This is a genomic window from Arthrobacter rhombi (assembly GCF_039526245.1).
GTDB lineage: Bacteria > Actinomycetota > Actinomycetes > Actinomycetales > Micrococcaceae > Arthrobacter_H > Arthrobacter_H rhombi.
Window position 1 is genome coordinate 1 of the sequence record NZ_BAAAIV010000018.1, and the last position, 17,333, is coordinate 17,333.

The 17,333-nt window shown below is 66.9% G+C and carries 17 protein-coding genes and 1 riboswitch; of the genes, 5 read left to right on the forward strand and 12 right to left on the reverse strand.

Annotated elements, in window-relative coordinates:
* The 5 genes from ABD088_RS14150 to ABD088_RS14170 form a co-directional block, all read left to right on the forward strand.
* A partial coding sequence (locus ABD088_RS14150; RefSeq protein WP_343902603.1) for an arsenate reductase ArsC occupies positions 1–398 on the forward strand: 398 nt, incomplete at its 5' end.
* Between the two features lie 70 nt (positions 399–468).
* Entirely contained in the window at positions 469–1,869 is a 1,401-nt protein-coding gene (locus tag ABD088_RS14155; RefSeq protein WP_343902604.1) for an FAD-dependent oxidoreductase, read from the forward strand.
* Entirely contained in the window at positions 1,859–2,395 is a 537-nt protein-coding gene (locus tag ABD088_RS14160) for an arsenate-mycothiol transferase ArsC (protein ID WP_343902605.1), read from the forward strand. Before ABD088_RS14155 ends, ABD088_RS14160 begins: the two co-directional genes overlap by 11 nt.
* A gap of 593 nt (positions 2,396–2,988) precedes the next feature.
* Positions 2,989–3,321, forward strand: coding sequence for an ArsR/SmtB family transcription factor (locus tag ABD088_RS14165; RefSeq protein WP_343902606.1), 333 nt, complete (start codon positions 2,989–2,991; stop codon positions 3,319–3,321).
* On the forward strand, positions 3,315–3,992 hold the full coding sequence (locus tag ABD088_RS14170) for a cation efflux transmembrane domain-containing protein (protein ID WP_343902607.1): 678 nt from the start codon (positions 3,315–3,317) through the stop codon (positions 3,990–3,992). Before ABD088_RS14165 ends, ABD088_RS14170 begins: the two co-directional genes overlap by 7 nt.
* Before the next feature lie 223 nt (positions 3,993–4,215).
* Here ABD088_RS14170 and ABD088_RS14175 read toward each other — a convergent pair whose 3' ends face one another.
* The 12 genes from ABD088_RS14175 to ABD088_RS14230 form a co-directional block, all read right to left on the reverse strand.
* Positions 4,216–4,827 (reverse strand): recombinase family protein, encoded by a 612-nt coding sequence (locus tag ABD088_RS14175; RefSeq protein WP_343902608.1) that lies wholly within the window; start codon positions 4,825–4,827, stop codon positions 4,216–4,218.
* 422 nt (positions 4,828–5,249) lie between these two features.
* A complete protein-coding gene (locus tag ABD088_RS14180; RefSeq protein ID WP_343902609.1) occupies positions 5,250–6,206 on the reverse strand; it encodes a C40 family peptidase in 957 nt (318 codons plus the stop codon).
* Positions 6,207–6,212: 6 nt separating this feature from the next.
* A riboswitch (cyclic di-AMP (ydaO/yuaA leader) is annotated at positions 6,213–6,363 on the reverse strand.
* 296 nt (positions 6,364–6,659) lie between these two features.
* Complete coding sequence (locus ABD088_RS14185) at positions 6,660–8,084, reverse strand: NADH-quinone oxidoreductase subunit N (RefSeq protein WP_343902610.1); 1,425 nt, start codon at positions 8,082–8,084, stop codon at positions 6,660–6,662.
* Positions 8,081–9,568: a complex I subunit 4 family protein gene (locus ABD088_RS14190; RefSeq protein WP_343902611.1), complete on the reverse strand. Its 1,488-nt coding sequence runs from the start codon at positions 9,566–9,568 to the stop codon at positions 8,081–8,083. Before ABD088_RS14190 ends, ABD088_RS14185 begins: the two co-directional genes overlap by 4 nt.
* 5 nt (positions 9,569–9,573) lie before the next feature.
* A complete protein-coding gene (locus ABD088_RS14195; protein ID WP_343902612.1) occupies positions 9,574–11,424 on the reverse strand; it encodes a proton-conducting transporter transmembrane domain-containing protein in 1,851 nt (616 codons plus the stop codon).
* Complete coding sequence (locus tag ABD088_RS14200) at positions 11,421–11,723, reverse strand: NADH-quinone oxidoreductase subunit NuoK (protein ID WP_343902613.1); 303 nt, start codon at positions 11,721–11,723, stop codon at positions 11,421–11,423. The genes ABD088_RS14195 and ABD088_RS14200 overlap by 4 nt, the downstream gene beginning before the upstream one ends.
* Entirely contained in the window at positions 11,720–12,298 is a 579-nt protein-coding gene (locus ABD088_RS14205; RefSeq protein WP_343902614.1) for an NADH-quinone oxidoreductase subunit J family protein, read from the reverse strand. The genes ABD088_RS14200 and ABD088_RS14205 overlap by 4 nt, the downstream gene beginning before the upstream one ends.
* A complete protein-coding gene (locus ABD088_RS14210) occupies positions 12,298–13,236 on the reverse strand; it encodes a complex I subunit 1 family protein (protein WP_343902615.1) in 939 nt (312 codons plus the stop codon). Before ABD088_RS14210 ends, ABD088_RS14205 begins: the two co-directional genes overlap by 1 nt.
* Entirely contained in the window at positions 13,229–14,446 is a 1,218-nt protein-coding gene (locus ABD088_RS14215) for a hypothetical protein (protein ID WP_343902616.1), read from the reverse strand. Before ABD088_RS14215 ends, ABD088_RS14210 begins: the two co-directional genes overlap by 8 nt.
* Positions 14,437–14,787, reverse strand: a complete 351-nt coding sequence (locus ABD088_RS14220) for an NADH-quinone oxidoreductase subunit A (protein WP_343902617.1) — start codon at positions 14,785–14,787, stop codon at positions 14,437–14,439. The genes ABD088_RS14215 and ABD088_RS14220 overlap by 10 nt, the downstream gene beginning before the upstream one ends.
* Positions 14,788–15,190: 403 nt before the next feature.
* A complete protein-coding gene (locus ABD088_RS14225; RefSeq protein ID WP_343902618.1) occupies positions 15,191–16,735 on the reverse strand; it encodes a multicopper oxidase family protein in 1,545 nt (514 codons plus the stop codon).
* A gap of 28 nt (positions 16,736–16,763) precedes the next feature.
* Positions 16,764–17,333, reverse strand: a 570-nt coding sequence (locus ABD088_RS14230) for a cytochrome c biogenesis CcdA family protein (RefSeq protein ID WP_343902619.1), incomplete at its 5' end; no start/stop codon positions are given.

Consider the following 17,333-nt stretch of genomic DNA (forward strand, 5'->3'; position numbering starts at 1 on the left):
AGCCGTCCGTGCTGTTCGTCTGCGTCCACAACGCCGGACGCTCCCAGATGGCCGCCGCCTACCTCGCTGCACTGTCCGCAGGCGCCATCGAGGTCCGTTCTGCCGGATCCGAGCCAGCGGACTCGGTCAATCCGGCCGCCGTGGCGGCCATGGCCGAGGAGGGCATCGACATGTCCGCCGAAACGCCCAAGGTCCTCACCGTGGATGCCGTGCGGGAATCCGATGTCGTGATCACCATGGGTTGCGGTGACGCCTGCCCCATCTTCCCCGGCAAACGCTACGAGGACTGGGAACTCGATGACCCGGCAGGGCAGGGCATCGAGGCCGTCCGGCCCATCCGCGACGACATCAAGACCCGCATCCAGGGCCTCATCGCAGAACTGCTGCCGACCACCTAGCGGACACCGCCGCCCGCAGATCCAAGCAGGTGGCCGAAGGCAAACGAGTACGTACCACCCAAGGAGAACGATGGATATGACGAACCAACCGAACGACCTCCCGGTTGCCATCATCGGCGCCGGTCCCGTGGGCCTGGCCGCGGCAGCGAACCTCATCGAACGCGGCCTGGTCCCGCTCATCTTCGAATCCGGCCACCAGGCCGGCGCTTCCATCCGGAACTGGGGACACGTCCGGCTGTTTTCCCCCTGGCGGCACAACATCGACCCCGCCTCACGCCGCCTGCTCGAGACCACCGGCTGGACCGAACCTCGACTGTCATCCCTGCCCTACGGCGCCGAGCTCGTGGAACAGTACCTCGAACCCCTCGCCACCCTCCCGGCCATCCGCAACGCGCTCCACACATCCACCACCGTCACGGCCGTCAGCCGGGCCGGGATGGACAAGACACACTCCCGGGGACGGGACGAACGCCCCTTCCTGGTCCGCACGGAAACCGAAGACGGCACGGTGGAAGACCACCGGGTACGCGCCGTCATCGACGCCTCCGGAACCTGGGCCCAACCCAACCCGCTCGGGCAAGCCGGCCTGCCCGCCCCCGGCGAAGCCGAAGCCATCGCCCGCGGCCTGATCACCGCACCACTGCCGGACGTGACCGGTGCCGACCGGGCCTGCTTCTCAGGCAAACACGTCCTGGTCATCGGAGCCGGGCACTCGGCCGCCAACACCCTCATCTCCCTGGGCCAGTTGGCCAAGAACGAGCCCGGAACCCGCATCAGCTGGGCCGTTCGTGGGAGCGACACCTCCGGCCTCTACGGCGGGGGGGACCTCGACGGGCTGCCCGCGCGTGGCCAACTGGGGACCCGTCTGCGCAAACTCGTCGAGGACGGGCACATCGACGTGCATATCTCCTTCACGACCACCGGATTCGTGGCAGGTAACCGGCTCGCCGTCACGGGAGCCACACCGGAGGGCGAAACGACGCTGGAAGTTGACGTGTTGATCCCCGCCACGGGCTTCCGACCCGACCTGGGCATCCTGCGGGAAATCCGATTGGAACTGGATCCCGCCGTGGAAGCCCCACGGGCCCTGGGGCCGCTGATCGACCCCGAATTCCATTCCTGCGGGACCGTTCCGGCGCACGGGGCCAAGGAACTGGCCCACCCCGACAAGGACTTCTACATCGCCGGCATGAAATCCTACGGACGGGCCCCGACCTTCCTGCTCGCCACGGGATACGAACAGGTTCGGTCCATCGTCGCCGCCATAGCAGGGGACATGGCCGCTGCCGGACAGGTCCACCTGGAACTGCCCGAAACCGGCGTCTGCTCCACGGACCTTGGCGGTACCTGTGATGCGCCCTCCGAGGCCTCTGAGCCTGGCGACGCGGCAGGCTCATGCTGTGCTGCGCCCGAACCCGTGCTCATCGGCATTCCAACCGGCCTGGCCCATGGACGTTCCGGTGCAGAATGACCAGGCGGCCCGAACCGGCGCCACGCGCGGACACCAGACGTTGACGGCCGCGGCGACCACGAATCCTATGCCGGGAACCGGCACCCGGAGGGAGGAACCCCTTTCCGTTGATGGCAGGCCGGTAGTCCTGTTCGTCTGCGTCAAGAACGGCGGAAAATCCCAAATGGCCGGGGCGCTCATGCGCCACCTTGCCGGAGGCCGCGTCGACGTCCGCACCGCCGGTACCAAGCCCGGCAACGGACTCAACGCTCAGTCAGTGCAGTCCCTGTCCGAACTTGGCATCGAAATCGGCGACGAGCGACCCAAACCCATCACCAGGGAACTGCTCGCCGGCGTCGACCTGGTGATCATCCTTGGCCGGGAAGCGGATTTGGAGCCGATTCCGGGAGCCCGGCTGCGGAACTGGGACATCGATGAACCTACTACGAGGGGGATCGAAGGAATGGAAAGGATGAGGCTGGTACGCGACGACATCCGGGCCAGGACCACGCGCTTGCTGGAGGAGCTCAACGCGACCGCTCGATAGCCGGATGCGCTAACTCCCCATCGGCCGGCCACAACAACGGCCCCGCGCTGATGGATCCAGCGGGGGAAGAGGGGTAGGGGACGCACACGGAAGGCACCCCGTGGAGCGGTACCGCTCCACGGGGTGCCTTCTCGTTTTATCCCGGGTAGCAGGCCAGGAAAACCTGGACAAATAGGCCAATGGCCCACATAACCCAGAATCCTCCCGGCGTACCGCCCTGGCAGCTATGTTCCTTGCGGTCCATAGTCACCACCTTTCCGATTGAAAGATGGCGTTGCGGCCAAAGCCCACGTGATCAACCTCCGGTTGACCAAGATAGGACAGGGGAATAGTCTGATGGTGTCTTACTACCTTGGACTACTCCCAAGGACGCGAAGCCACTTTGAAATTGGCCGTTAGAAAATGGAATCCGTTGGAGCGGATTCCTTTTTCTTTTAACCACAAATAGGTCTTTCATGGCCGGCTGCACTGAGCACTCTTCAAGTATTGCCGGACTTCCTGACAAAAGGCGAACGTTCGCCCAGAGGATAACCAGGTGTGAACAAAACCAGTACACCGACCCCTTAATTCAGGATTCCATGTACTGTTTAAGCATGAACGCAACTGCCACCGCTTCCCACACTGCCGCCCTGGCACGTTTTGGCCACGCGCTATCCGACTCCACACGGGTTGGCGTGTTGCTCGCCCTGCGTGAGGCGCCGGCCTTTCCCTCCGACCTGGCCGACGCCCTCGGCGTTTCCCGCCAGGTCATGTCCAACCAGCTGGCCTGCCTGCGCGGGTGCGGGCTGGTCGAAGCGATCCCCGAGGGCAGGCGATCCTGGTACAGGCTGAGCGACCCCCATCTGGGCGCCGCCATGGATGAGCTGCTCCGCGTCGTCCTGCGGGTCGAGCCCGATTGCTGCGAGGGGCCAGGTTGCACATGCTGAACACGATCAAACTCCATGAGCAGCGCAGGGAACTGCTCAAGCGGCGTATCAGGATCATCGTCGCCCTCACGATCACCTACAACGTGATCGAGGCCGTCATCGCCCTCGCGGCCGGCGCGGCAGCTTCCTCGGTCGCCCTGGTCGGTTTCGGGTTGGATTCCATTGTTGAAGTGCTCTCGGCTGCGGCAGTTGCCTGGCAGTTCGCGGCGCGTGATCCCGAGAGCCGGGAAAGGAAGGCCCTGCGTCTGATCGCACTATCGTTCTTCGCTCTTGCCGCCTATGTGAGCGCCAGTGCATTGCTCACCCTGGCCGGGTTGAAGGAAGCCGAGCACAGTCCTGTCGGCATCGTCCTGGCGGCCGTCAGCCTCGCGGTGATGCCCTTCCTCAGCCTCCTTGAACGCCGCACCGGCCGGGAACTGGGCTCCGCTTCGGCCGTTGCCGATTCGAAGCAGACCCTGATCTGCTCGTACCTCTCGGCTGCCGTCCTGGTCGGCCTCCTGCTCAACAGCCTTTTCGGCTGGAGCTGGGCGGACCCGGTGGCCGGCCTGGTGATCGTGATTTTCGCCGTCCGGGAAGGGGTCGAGGCATGGAAGGGAGAAGCATGTACGCAGCCAATTTCTGCCATCACCGGAGATCGGGAGACGCCTTCTTGCGGAACCAGCTGCTGTTGAGTTCCGCGCACCTGGCCGGTCCCAAATAACGAATGTTTGCCGGGAGGCCCCGCAGGGAAACCGCGGGGCCTCTTTTCGTTGTCATTTTCAGAAGTCGACCGCACTGGGATCGCCGTCATCACAGGGTAATGCAGTACTTCGGACGGCAATGATGTCCGAAGTCCACTGCACCAAGCAGCATTCCGGTCCGTAGTCGTCTGCACCAGCAACCTGATGGTGTGCTTCAGTGGTTCTCGCGTTCTCCCTCGGCGGTCAGAATTTCCGGGGGCCGGGGCGGCAGGTGCCGGTAGAGGCTTGAGCGGGTGATGCCGGTCTTCTCCACGATTTCCCGGACGGAGTTGCCCTGGTCACGCAGGTGTTCGGCATAGGCGAGTTTCGACGGGTCGACGACGCTGGGCCGGCCGATGCGCTTGCCTTTTCTGGTGGCCACTGCCCGGGCGTGGGCTGCCCGCTCGATCGCGTAGGTCCTCTCCATCTGGCCGAAGAGGGCCAGCATGACCACCGCGAGTTGGGACATGGGGTCCTCGGGGTTGGCCGAGTCGACCCGGATGGGATCGGCCAGGTTCCGTACGCCGACGCCGCGCTCGGCGAGGTCGTGGATGAGGTTCAAGGTATCGCGAACGGTGCGGCCGAGCCGGTCCAGGGTGTGCACGACTACCACGTCCCCATCCCGTGCATGGTCCAGCGCTTCGCGGAGTCCCGGCCGCTCGGTGGTCGAGCCGGATTTCCTGTCCACATAGATATGACGATCGGCGACGCCCTCGGCGCGCAGGGCATCGATCTGCCGGTCGAGGTCCTGTTTCGCAGTCGAAACGCGCGCATACCCAATGTCCATGCGGCCATGGTATCGGAAGTCGTGCTCGTACGGTTCTTCCGGGACGATCTTTTGGGCTTAGTTCTGGAACAATAATCCGGGGCGTGTCCGTTCGTGCCGGCATGGTGGGCAGGGGGTGTTCCACTTCCAAGGAAGTGGAACATCTAAGTTCAGGCCCTCTTTATCTACCTGCCACGCCGAGTGCCACCAACCTCCATGGGCAGGACACCTGGGTGCTCCCTGCCACGTGTCGGCTGAGCCGCAGCTAGTGGCGTGCTTGCAGGAGGCCGGCTTCCTGGGACCCAGAACATGGCAACCGTCGCCGCCTTCGGGAGAGACCGCGTGGACCAAGGGGCAGGACGCGTGAGCGGCCCCGGCGTCTGGCCCTGGAACGACGAAGAGGGCCCATCCGGGTAATGGATGGGCCCTCTTTCGTATCCTGTCTAGCCTACGTAGGTGTAGTAGCCCATCAACGGGCCGTACGGGCTGTCGGCCGGACGGACAACGGTGCCGACGGAGGGGTTCTGCGCGCCGATGATCTTGCCGCCACCGATGTAGATACCAGCGTGGCTGCCACCGTTCTGGTAGACCAGGTCGCCGGGCTTGGGATTGGAGGTCTTCACGAACTTTCCACTGGTGCGGATGGCGGTCGTGTTGTGGGGCAGGCTGATGCCGGCCTTGCCGTAGATGTACTGGATGAAGCCGGAGCAGTCCCAGCCCGAGGGGCTGCTTCCGCCCCACACGTAGGGTGTCCCCTTGTAGCTCATGGCCATGCCCGCGATCCCCGAGAGGCCCGCGCTGGATGCCGGGCTGGCTTCGGCCTTCTCCGGAGCGGGAGTGGAGGCCGTGGTGACCGTACCGGTCGACGAGGCGTTGTCGTTCGTGCTAGACGGCGCCGGCGTCGAGGACTGGCGGCTCTGGCGGGTCATCGCAGCGCCTGCGGCTGCTTCCTCGCGCTCGGCAGCTGCGGCGGCTTCCGTCTGGGCGTCTGCGCGGTCCGCGGCGGCCTCGCGTTCAGCGGCCTCCTGGGCTGCTTCGCGTTCGGCTGCGGCCTTGCGCAATGCTGCGCGGTGGGCCGATCCGTCGGTGGACTTGACGTCGGCGACGGAGACCTTGATCTGCTTCAGCTCTTGTGGCTTGGCGTCCGCAACGGTGACGGCGGCGGGGGAGTCCACGGAAGTGCGCAGGATGTCAGCTGCCGGGGCCTTGGCGGCTTCACGGGCGGACGGCGCGCCCTCGGCCGGAACGCCGAGGGTCAGCACGAGGCCGGAAGCCGCGGCGATGACTGCGGCCTGGCGGCCAACTGAGCCGGCGTTGGAGGAGACTGCCTTGGAGATCGAGCCCAAGGGGTTGCTGCGGACGGGCATGGCGCGGTGGCGGCCCAAGTGTCGCTTGGTCATGTGTTGGTTACCTCTCCCAATGCCTGCGGGGTTAGCTGTCGGGTTCGAGTGGGAGCCACTCGGCGTCCCGCGCTGACAAGTCAGCGCGAGGCGCTTAACCCCAAGGGCCCGGTGGGCCCGGATTTGGTTCCCCCGCCACTGCCAGCAATTGCGTGAACGGACCCCGCAGTGGTGGCAGTGTTCGGCAATCCACTTGGGTGTGCCGGGCTCATAGGAAGCCCGGCACGGGAACGAATTTACATGAAACGGATGTAAAAGTCACGAATTGATTACGGAACCGTGTCCTTTTGGTCTCGACGACCTTTCCCTCCCTGGCCGTTGGTTCCGAGCGGTGATGCAAGACGATGGTCCTCGAAGTCTTCCTGGCGGTACACGGTAAGCGGAAAGTGCAGCCACAACGCACGATCGACCACGCCCGCCATCCCGCGTGGTTGGCCCGATGACCGAAGCGGTTCACCCGGCGACGGCGAACCAGATTCCGGCCCCGACGGCCCCGGCTGCGAGGACCAGGGCACCGAGCACCATAGCGGTGGCCACCACGGTGCGGGCAACCTCCCGTGGCGCCGTGGACAAACCGGTGCTGCAGTCCCCGGCGGGGTGGAAGGCGGGGCGGATGAGCCTGAGGTAGTAGACAAGGCTCAGCACCGTGTTGGCTGCGGCGAACACGACCAGCCAGGACATGCCGCCATTCCAGGCGACGGTGAACACGGCGACCTTTCCCAGGAACACCGCCGTGGGCGGTGTTCCCACGAGGCTGAGGGCCCCCACGACGAGGGAACCGGTCAGCCACGGGTGCCCCCGTGCCAATCCCACCCAGTCGCCCAGCTCTTCGCGCCGGGGGAAGCAGGCGACGACGGCGAACACGGCCAGGTTCGTTAGCGCGTAGAAGACGATGTAGGCCAACAGGGCCACCGAGGCGCCCTCGCTGCGGGTGATGACGGCAACGGGCATCAGCAGGTAGCCGACCTGGCTGACCGTCGACCAGCCCAGCAGACGCCTGACGTTCTCCTGCGCCAACGCGGCAAGGTTTCCGATGCCCATGCTGGCCGCTGCGAGCACGGCCACGAGCAGCGGGACATCCACCGTGGCGGGCATGAGTGCCACCAGCCGGCCCATGGCCACGAGTGCTCCGATCTTCGGCACGGTCGTGATGAACGCTGCGATGCCTATCCCAGAGGCCTGGCTGGCGTCGGGGATCCAGAAGTGGCCGGGCACCGCACCGGCCTTGAAGGTCAAGCCGATGAGGACCGCCACGGCCCCGCCGGCGACGGCGGCCTGCGGGGCCTGGGGAAGAGCCTCCGTCATGCCCGCGTAGCCGCTCGTGCCGGCAACTGCGGTCAGCACGGCAACGCCTGCCATGAGCAGGACTCCGGACAGGGCGCCGATGAGGTAGGTCTTAAGGGTTGCCTCGGCGGCCATCCCGCTGCGCGATAGGCCGATCAGCGCGTACAGGGGGATGCTCGCCAGCAGGTACCCGGCGACCAGGACCAGCAGGTCGGTCGTCCCCCCGATCACGACTGTTCCGAGCGTGGCCAGCAACAACAGGGCATAGGTTTCGCTTTCACGCGCCGTGCCGGCGAATTCATGCCGGCCGAGCAGGACCACCACGAGCGTGGCCAGCGGGGCCGCCATCCGAACGACCGCAGTGGACGGGTCCAGTGCGTAGGTTCCACTGAAGATCGACTCCGGCCCTCCCGGCACTGCCGCCATCCCGGTCGCTGCGCTGGCGACCAGGGCACCGAGGGTGAGCCAGCGGGTGGGATGCTGGCGGGTGCGGGGCAGGAAGCTGCCGCCCAGCAGCACCAGCACTGCCGTGGCGAGCAGGATGATCTCTGGCAGCAGCGCCGGGTAGTCCATGTCCATTGCCATTGCCGTCATGGGCCCAGGCTGACGACGAGGTTCTGCGCCGCGGGTCCGATCATCGCCAGCAGCGGGCCGGGGATGAGACCGATGAGCACGGACAGCCCCATCAGGATGGCCAGGGCCGTGCTCTCGCGGGGGCGCAGGTCGCTGAAACCGACGGACAGTTCCCGTGTCTGGCCCGTGAACACGTGCTGGAATGCGCGCAAGAAAAGGACTGCGGTGATCAGGATGCCGGGAAGGGCCACCAGGGCCCAGGGGGTGGTTCCGATGCTGCCGGTGAAGATCTGGAATTCGGCGATGAAGCCGCTGAAGCCCGGAAGTCCGAGCGAGGCGAATGCGGCGATCGCGAAGAACCCGGCGAACCGTGGTGCGGGGTGGGCCAGGCCACCATACCGGCGCAGGTCGTAGCTTCCGGTGCGGTCGTGGAAGACACCGGCGAGCAGGAACAGGGCCCCGGTGACCAGGCCGTGGGAGACCATTTGGGTTACGGCCCCGACGATGGCCAGCTGCTGTGCTTCGGCGTTGTTGGCACCCAGGACGCCGGCGGCGCCGACAGCGAGCACGACGTAGCCCATGTGGTTGACGGAGGTGAAGGCGATCATGCGCTTGATGTCTGTCTGCACGACCGCGACGAGGGCGCCGTAGAGGACCGAGACGATGCCGATCGCGACGACCACCCACGCCCACGCCCGCCAAATGTCCGGGAGCATGGGCATCGCGATCCTGACGAAGCCGTAGGTGCCCATCTTCAGCAACAGGCCGGCCAGGACGACCGAGCCGATGGCCGGGGCATCGGTGTGTGCCGGTGGCAGCCAGGAGTGGAAAGGGAAGGTCGGTGTCTTCACGGCCAGGCCCAGGATGACCGCCGCCAGCACGAAGCCGCCCGCCAGCGGGGTTCCGGTGAAGGCGTCCTGGCGGGAGAGTTCCACCATGTCGAAGGTGTGGGGGGCGGCACCGAGATAGAGGCCGATGAATCCCAACAGCAGGGACAGGGAACCCATGAAGGTGTAGATGAAGAACACCAGTGCGGAGCGACGTTGGTTTCCGTGTCCCCAGCCGGCAATGACGAAGTACATGCCCACGATCGAGAGGTCGAAGAACAGGAAGAACAGGATCAGGTCCTGTGCACAGAACAACCCGAGGCAGGTCGTCTGCAGGAACAGGAACAAGGCGGCCTGGGGGCGGGGCCTGTCGGTCTCGCGCAGGGCCCAGATGGCGCAGGCCACGAAGATGACGCCGGTCAGCAGCAGCAGGGGCAGGGAGATGCCATCGACGCCGAGATGGTAGCTGCTGCCAAGCTGCGGCATCCACTCCACCCGCTCCTCGGCCACGAGTCCGTTCGGGCCCGAGCCGCCGGCAATCGCGAGCATGACCGACAACGCCAAATCCACGAGGGTCGTGGCCAACCAGGTCAGCCGCGCAACTTTTTCGGGCAGCCGACGGGCGAGGGCGAGGAAGGTCGCGGCCGCGAGCGGCAGGAAGACGATGACACTGAGCATGGGGGCTACCTAACGACGATCAGCAGGACGAGGGCGGCAACGCAGACGAGGACCGCCGCAGCAAAGTAATCGGCCACGGCACCCGTTTGGGCGCGGCGGGCCAACCGCCCGAGGCCGTTGACCCCACCCAGTACGGCACGCAACGCGCGTTGCACGCTGCCGTCCACGTCGCCGGACACCGCTGCGGACCGGTTCAGAAAGCGGCCGGCACCAAGCACCGCCTTCTCCAGGCGGTGGTCGAGCCGGTACAGGACGGCCGCGGTGGCGAACATGGGACGTACGAAAACGGTTTCCGCGGCCCGTTCAAGGCCAAACCAGTTCTCGGCGGCTGCCAGGCGCGGCACACCCCGAACCAGCACCAGGGCCGATACGACGATGGCAATCGCGGCCGAAGCGAGCAGTTCCCACCCGCTGCTTTCCGCCTCCGCCTGCGCGCCCAACAGTGCGCGGAACGGTCCGGACAGTACCGGAAGGGCGGTGGCGCCCAGCAATGCAGCCGATGCCGCCAGGACCACCAGAGGCACCGTCGCCACCACGGGGACCTTGCGGGTTCCTCGTTCTTCGGCATCCCACAGTTTGCGCTCCATGTCGGCCTGCTGCTGCATGTCGGGTCTGGCCCAGACCACGGCGATCATCTTCGCCGAATACGCGGCGGCGAGGGCGGCACCGAGCAATCCGGCAGCATACAATGCGGGATGCTGGTGCAAGGCGACGGCGAGGACCGCGTCCTTCGCCAGCCACAACGACAGCGGAGGCAGCCCGGCCAGGGACAGTGCCCCGACCAGGAACGAGGCGCCGACCACCGGCCAGCGCCGATAGATGCCGCGCAGGGCTGGAAGTTGTTTCGAGCCCACGGCCGTCAACCACGCGCCGGCGGCAAGGAACAACAACGCCTTGGTGGCTGCGTGGGCGACGAGCTGCGAGGTCCCTCCGGCGGTGGCGCCGATGCCGGCGGCCAGGACGACGAAACCCAGTTGGGCCGCAGTCGAGGCGGCCAGCAACTGCTTGAGGTCCCTCTGGCACAGCGCCACGATGCCGAGCACGATCGCGGTCGCGGCACCGATCCAGGCAGCCGCCGGGCCGGCCCACCCGGAGGCCAGCAACAGCGGCTCGAGCCGGAGCAGAAGGTATCCGCCCATGGCGACCATGGCCGCCGAGTGCAGCAGGGCACTGACCGGGCTCGGGCCCTCCATCGCCCGGGAGAGCCAGAAACTAAACGGTAGTTGCGCCGCCTTCCCCAGGCCCGCCAAAAGCACGCCGGCGGCCAGCACATGCAGCCACGGCCCCTCCGCGGAGGCGAGGGCGTCCAACTGCCAGCCGGTCCCCGCGGCGACGGCGGCTCCTGCCGCGGCGTAGAGGCCCAGATCGGCGGCGCGTGTCACGGTGAAGGCGACCAGCCCGGAGGGAATCGTCGAGGGTTTGCGCCAGTGGAAACCGATCAGGGCATAGGAGGTCGCGCCCATGACCTCCCACGCGCCAAGCAAGGCCGGCAGCGACGTGGCGCCCACCGTGACCATCACCGCGGCGGTGAAGACCAGCATGAGCCCGTGGAAGCGCGCCGCCGGGCGTGTGTCTTCGGCGGCAGCGAACACGAGGACGAGCAGGACCACGGCCGCCACCGTCGGCAGCAGGACGGCGCCCAGGCCATCCACGACCAGGGCCGCACCGCCGGATGAGATGAACGGCACCCCGAAGCGGGGCATGGCCACGGCGGACGCGATGGCGGCGACCAGGGTCAGCGCGGCAGCAGTGAGAGCCAGCGCGGGGGCGAGGCGGTTGGCGCGGTGCCCGGCCAGCAGCAGGAAGGTCCCGGTGATGGCCGGCAGTCCGACGGCCGCCAGGAGTGCGGCCGTCATCCGTGCAGCTCCGTGGCGGTATCGGTCATGTCCGAGTTCCGTGAGCGGTGGAAAACGGTGGCGACGGCGAATCCCATCGCCATTTCAACGGTCATCGCGGCGAGGATGACCAGCAACAGGGTTTGGCCGTCGGGTGTGGGGGACAGGTGGAACCAGAGCGCGGCTGCGGCCAGGAGCACGCCGTTGATCATCACCTCGATGCCCATCATCACCATCACGAGGACCTGTTGGGACAGCGCCCCGAACAGCCCGATGGCGAACAGGGCGGCGGCCACCAGCAGGATCAGTTGCAGGGTCATCGGCCTAGTCCGCCCTTGATCGGGTCATCGGTTTCGCGCCGCCCACCGGGCCCGCGCCGGTGGAGGTCGTCCCCGCGCCGGTCATAGCGCCCACGCGGGTTGGCCAACACCAGGGAGGCGATGATGGTGGCGAACAGCACGGGGCTGATGGTGAGCATCACGAGCATCTTCGAACCCATCAGGGCTTCTCCCAATGCCGCCGTTGGATCCGGGGCGGGCGCCGACATCTGCTCGGGCCACCGGATGAGGAGGGCGCCGGCGGCCAGGACGATGAACACGATGCCGGCGATGACCGCGGAGCGGCGCTTGTTGTGTGTCATGTCCATCGGCATCAGGGCCGGGTTCATGCCCATGTACATCACCATGAACACGGCCATGATCGCCATCTCCATCGTCATCATCAAGATGGTGATGACCCCGATGTAGTCCAGGTCCAATTGCAGGATGATGGCACCGACGGCGATGAATGAGAGAGCCAGCGCGTACGATGCCCGGGCCATCGAATCCACGACGAAGACCGCAACCGCACTTGAAGCGGCCACGATCGAGAAGACCCAGAAGAGGATGGCGGGCATCACGGTGTTCCCCCGTTCACGACGACGATGGCGGCAACGGCCAGTTGGACGAGCACCAGGGGCATGGCCACGACCCAGGCGACCTCGGCCAGCCGCTCCGGCCGCACGATCGGGAACAGCCTGCGCACGGCGATCAGGACGGCGAGGAGGACGAGGGTCTTCACGACCACCCACACCGGATCCGGGAGCCAGGGCCCGCTCCCGCCGCCGAGGAACAAGGGGACGGCGAAGGCGGCCCCCGCGACCAGGAGCATGTAGCGCCCGGCGAGAACCAGGAGCCTGTCGACCCCGCTCAGCTCGGTGACCACCCCGCCGGCGGCATCGGTCCCGGTGGCGGTCTGGAAGGGGCCCCACGAGGAGAACGCGACGATCGACGCGGCATAGACCAGGAATGCAACGGGCATCCACACCACGAACCACAGGTCTTGCTGAGCGGATTGGATGTCAAGCAGGCGCAGGCTACCGGCACCGGCGGCCGGGGCCGTCAGGGCGAACATCAGGGGCAGCTCGTAGGACAGGGCCTGGGCCAGGAAGCGGTATCCGCCCACCAGTGACCAGGCGCTGTTGGCACCCCACCCGAGCAGCCACCACAGCGCCCAAAGCAAGACGTCCATCGCGTTGAACCAGACCAGCCCGACCGGCAGATCCGCGAAGGTGAAACCGCCGAAGGGGACCACCAGCACCATCAACACGGCCACGACAACGAACCCGGCACCCCCGACCCGCCACAGCAGGGCATCGGCACCGGGCAGGGTCCGGCGCTGCTGGCGCAGCAACCTCGCCGTCTCCCGGATCGGTGATGAAAGTCCGGCCGCGGCGGGCAGTCCAGAGGTCCTGTTGTCCAGAACGGCGTTGAACGCCGCGGCCAACAGTGCGGCCGCGGCGACGGCGAAGGGAAGGAGCAGCGTCCACAGGGCCCCGGCGGCGGCGCTATCCATGGTCCGGCCCCACCAAGTGGCCGATCCGGGCAGGCCCGATCGACGCGATGACCAGGCGTGCGGTAGCCAGCTCCTGTCCGGTCAACGCCTGCCGGACCTCATCGAGAGTGAACGGTCCTTCGAAGTCATCGGATAGGACGGGCCCGTGGGCCAACAGCTCGCTGGCGGTGTGCAGCCAGCCAAGCAACCGGGAAAGCGCGTCGACGTCCCGGAGTTCTGGAACGCCGCGCAGCGACCAGCGCAGGGTCCGTGACCGGGCGACCCGGTCGGCAGCGCTGTCCAGTCCCGCGATCACCGTATCCACGGGGCGCAGGTCTTCGAGGAGGTCGTCACGGAGCCGCCGGATCTTGCCGGCGACGGGCTCCCATCCGGCCACCGCGAGCAAGTGCGCGGAGGCATCGCAGAGCTCCACGGCGCGTGGCACCGGTGCTGGTGGTTCCGCCGGAGTGCTGGCGTTCGAGACGGCAGGTGGCACGACTTCGATGGTTGCCTCCGCGATGACGTCGCCGTGCAGCGTGCACCGCACGACCAGCCCGGCTGGCCAGGAGGGAAGCACCGGGCCGAGGGAGAGGTGGATGATGTCCATCTCGAGTCCGTCGCGGTCGTTCTCGTCGCCGCTGGCGAGCGGGATGCCCGCAGGGCCGGACATGTCCATGTGCATATGGCTCATATCCATGTCCATGTCGTCCATGTCCGCGTCCGCATGCTCCGTGTGCCCCTCGTGTTCGGGGCACTCGCCATGCATTTCGTGCTGCATGCCGGAGTGGTCGTGGTCCCCTTGGTGCTGGTGGGCCGCGTGTCCGGTGGAGGTCTCGTCCCCGGGTGCGTCTGTGGTTTCGTCGTCCGCAGTGCCAGCGTCGCTGGGTTTCGGTCGGAGAGTGGCGTCTGCGAGCTGTGCGTTCCGGTCCCCCAACTGGGCCGGAATCGCATCCAGCGCGGCGGGGATGGCGTCGGCAGCTGTGACTGAGGCACGGCAGCGCGGGCCGGGTATCTGGTTCCAGATGGCTTCGATGACCTCCGGGTACGGCGGCTGCGCTTCTCCGCAGACGAGCAGGACGTCTGCCTCGGCGGGCGCCTGGGCGAGCACCCATCCGCGGGCCGTGATGCCCGCCTCCAACCGCATGCGCAGGACGGAATAGCCTGGCATCTCCACGATCAGGACATGGGGGCGGCCAGTGGCCAGCCGGGTGATCCAGACGTTCAGACCCATCTGAACGCCCCTTCCCTCCAGGCCCAGATGACGCCGACAACGAGCACCCCGAGGAATACGAACATCTCGATGACGGCTGCGGGACCCATTCCGGACACCACGACAGCCCACGGGTACATGAACAGCATCTCGACGTCGAAGGCCAGGAACACCAGCGTCAACGGGTACCAGCGCGCATGGAACCGCGACAACGCGTGTTCGCGTGGAGCCCACCCCGACTGATAGGGAAGCACCTCCACCGTTTCCCTCGACACGGAAACCGCGCGGCCGAAGAGATATACCCCGCCAATGGCGGCCAGACACGTCCCCAAGGCGATGAGCAGGCTCGCAAACGGTGACATCTGGCACCCCCTTCCTGGTCGAGGCCGGGAAATCCCGGACCTTGGCCGGTTCACTGCCGGCAATACACCTCGCTGCCCCCCGCCCAAGGGAAGGACGGCCCCGGGCCAATATACGGGTGACCGACCGTGCGGGCAACGAAATGATCCCGTCATGCGAGGACCTTGTTGGGGCCCCGGATGTAACGAACGGCGAAACCCAACATATACCCCCGGGAGGTATCTGTCTTGTCTAGCTGCAGGAAACGGAATCCGTTACTGCAGCCGGGACACCGCGTTTGGCCCTGTCGGTGCCTACCCACTGCTTGGCTTGCTGGAAGAGCACGGACTGGGCTTCAATGACCGGACGACCGGCCGTCGGGCGTGGCCGCGCCCGACGGTTCGGTTTGGCGACGGGTGGCATGGGCTATTTGATGTAAGAGAAGACGCCCATCATGCCGCGTTCGGCGTGGTAGGCGTTGTGGCAGTGCATCAGCCACTGCCCGGGGTTGTCGGCATCGAAGTAGACCGTCAGGGTGTGCCCGGGGCGGACGATGACGGTGTCCTTGCGCGCCCCGACATTGCCGACCTGGAAGGTGTGGCCGTGGATGTGCATCGGGTGCCACATCTCGGTCTCGTTCACGAACTTCACCTCCACCCGTTCCCCGGCGGTGATGTCGAAGGCGTTGGCGTAGGGGTCGGCCATGTCGTAGCGGTGGCCGTTGATGCCCCAGTCGTACTTCGCCATCCCCCCGGTCAGGCGCACCTCGTGCGTCCGATCCGGTGACTTCGCGTCCAGCTTCACGGACGGATCCGCGGTCAGTTGCCCGCCGTCCACCACCCGGCCGGCCAGCTCCGGAGGGAGCTTCCCCGGGGCCGGTGGGGTGCCAGTGCCGGTGGAGACCAGCCCGTAGGCCATTTGCCCCTTGCCCTCGGCCAGTGCCAGCAGCGGCGTATAGCCGTCCTCCACGACCAGGATGGCGTCGATGCGCTCGCCCATGCCCAGCACGACGGCGTCGACGTCCTCGTGCTGGATGGGGAAGCCGTCTGTGTGGGTCAGGGTCAGCCGCTGGCCGGGGATGCCGATCCGGTAGGCGGTGTCCCCGGCGGCATTGATGATGCGCAGCCGGATCCGGTCACCGGCCTTGGCCTTGAGGGTTTCCGGATCGTGCGGTCCGCGTCCGTTGAAGAGGTGCAGCGGGTAGGCGATGTCCCCGGCGTCCCCGCCGAGGAAGTCGCTGGTGGCACCCATGAGCGTGTTGCCCATCTTCATGGGGCTTCCTCCGCCCCCGTGGTCCATCCCGCCCATTGTTCCCATGTCGCCCATGCCCTTCGAGACCTCCTTGAGGACCTCTGCGGGGGTGGCGGTGATCCCGTCGAGCCAGTCGTCTAGGACGATGACCCAGTCCTTGTCGTATTCCAGGGTCTCCTTCGGGTCCTCGATGACCAGGGCACCGTAGAGGGCGCGTTCGCGCTGCATTTCCACGTGGGAGTGGTACCAGTAGGTCCCCGGGTGCGGGAGGGTGAAGGTGTAATCGTAGGCGCCACCGGCCGCGATGGCCTTCTGGGTGAGGCCCGGGACGCCGTCGGCGTTGTTGCGCAGGGCCACCCCGTGCCAGTGGATGGTTGTGGGTTCATCGAGCTGGTTGTCGACTCTGACGTCGAGCCGGTCCCCGGCCTTGCCGCGCAGGGTGGGCGCGACGAGGGAACCGTCGTATCCCCAGGTGTTGGCCGTCTTGCCGGCAATGGTGGTGGATAACGGTCCGGGGGCGAGCTTCTTGGTGATGGTCGTGCCGGTGGATGCCCGTGCGGCTTCGGCCTGGGCGACGGGCGGGTCGGTAGGCATGATCCTCGTGGGAGGGTCGGCCGCGGGGCCGGTGGGTTTGACGGGGGTACAGGCGGCCAAGGCCGCGGTGGCCGCCGTCACAGCGGAGAGTCCCAGGAACGAGCGGCGGTTCAGTTGGTTTTGCACGGAGGGGTTTCCTTGGTGTTGTGGGGGGCTAGACGGGTGTGGTGAAGGTCCCGGAGAGGTTCTGGAGCTGGTAGATCCAGTGCGTCCAGGTGCCGGTAGCCATGAGCACGCCGACGAGGACGAGCAGGGACCCGCCGGCGATGTTGAATGCGCGCATGTGGCGCCGGACGAAGCCCAATGCCCGGCTCACCCGCTCAAGGCCCAGTGCCACGAGCAGGAACGGGATCCCCAGGCCCAGGCAGTAGAGGAAGCCAAGCAGCGCGCCGCGGCCTGCTTGGCCGGTGCTGGTGCTCAGCGCCAGTACGGCGCTGAGGGTGGGGCCCATGCAGGGGGTCCAGCCGAGGCCGAACACGATTCCCAGCACCGGTGCCCCGGCAATCCCGGCCCTGGGCTTGAAGGACGGTTTCACCGTCCGTTGCAGCGCGGGTAGGAGGCCCACCAGGACCAGCCCCATGATGATGACAAAGATGCCCAGGCCCCGGATGAGCAGGTCCTGCCAGCGCAGCAGCCAGCCGCCGATGAGGCCGAAGGCCGCACCGTAGAAGGTGAACACGAGCGCGAAACCCAGGATGAACAGGCCGACACCGGTGAGCATCCG

Coding starts and splice junctions, on each gene's coding strand:
- ABD088_RS14155 (WP_343902604.1), top strand. CDS start 469: ATGGATATGACGAACCAACCGAACGACCTCCCGGTTGCCATCATCGGC.
- ABD088_RS14165 (WP_343902606.1), top strand. CDS start 2,989: ATGAACGCAACTGCCACCGCTTCCCACACTGCCGCCCTGGCACGTTTT.
- ABD088_RS14170 (WP_343902607.1), top strand. CDS start 3,315: ATGCTGAACACGATCAAACTCCATGAGCAGCGCAGGGAACTGCTCAAG.
- ABD088_RS14175 (WP_343902608.1), bottom strand. CDS start 4,827: ATGGACATTGGGTATGCGCGCGTTTCGACTGCGAAACAGGACCTCGAC.
- ABD088_RS14180 (WP_343902609.1), bottom strand. CDS start 6,206: ATGACCAAGCGACACTTGGGCCGCCACCGCGCCATGCCCGTCCGCAGC.
- ABD088_RS14185 (WP_343902610.1), bottom strand. CDS start 8,084: ATGACGGCAATGGCAATGGACATGGACTACCCGGCGCTGCTGCCAGAG.
- ABD088_RS14190 (WP_343902611.1), bottom strand. CDS start 9,568: ATGCTCAGTGTCATCGTCTTCCTGCCGCTCGCGGCCGCGACCTTCCTC.
- ABD088_RS14195 (WP_343902612.1), bottom strand. CDS start 11,424: ATGACGGCCGCACTCCTGGCGGCCGTCGGACTGCCGGCCATCACCGGG.
- ABD088_RS14200 (WP_343902613.1), bottom strand. CDS start 11,723: ATGACCCTGCAACTGATCCTGCTGGTGGCCGCCGCCCTGTTCGCCATC.
- ABD088_RS14205 (WP_343902614.1), bottom strand. CDS start 12,298: ATGCCCGCCATCCTCTTCTGGGTCTTCTCGATCGTGGCCGCTTCAAGT.
- ABD088_RS14210 (WP_343902615.1), bottom strand. CDS start 13,236: ATGGATAGCGCCGCCGCCGGGGCCCTGTGGACGCTGCTCCTTCCCTTC.
- ABD088_RS14215 (WP_343902616.1), bottom strand. CDS start 14,446: ATGGGTCTGAACGTCTGGATCACCCGGCTGGCCACTGGCCGCCCCCAT.
- ABD088_RS14220 (WP_343902617.1), bottom strand. CDS start 14,787: ATGTCACCGTTTGCGAGCCTGCTCATCGCCTTGGGGACGTGTCTGGCC.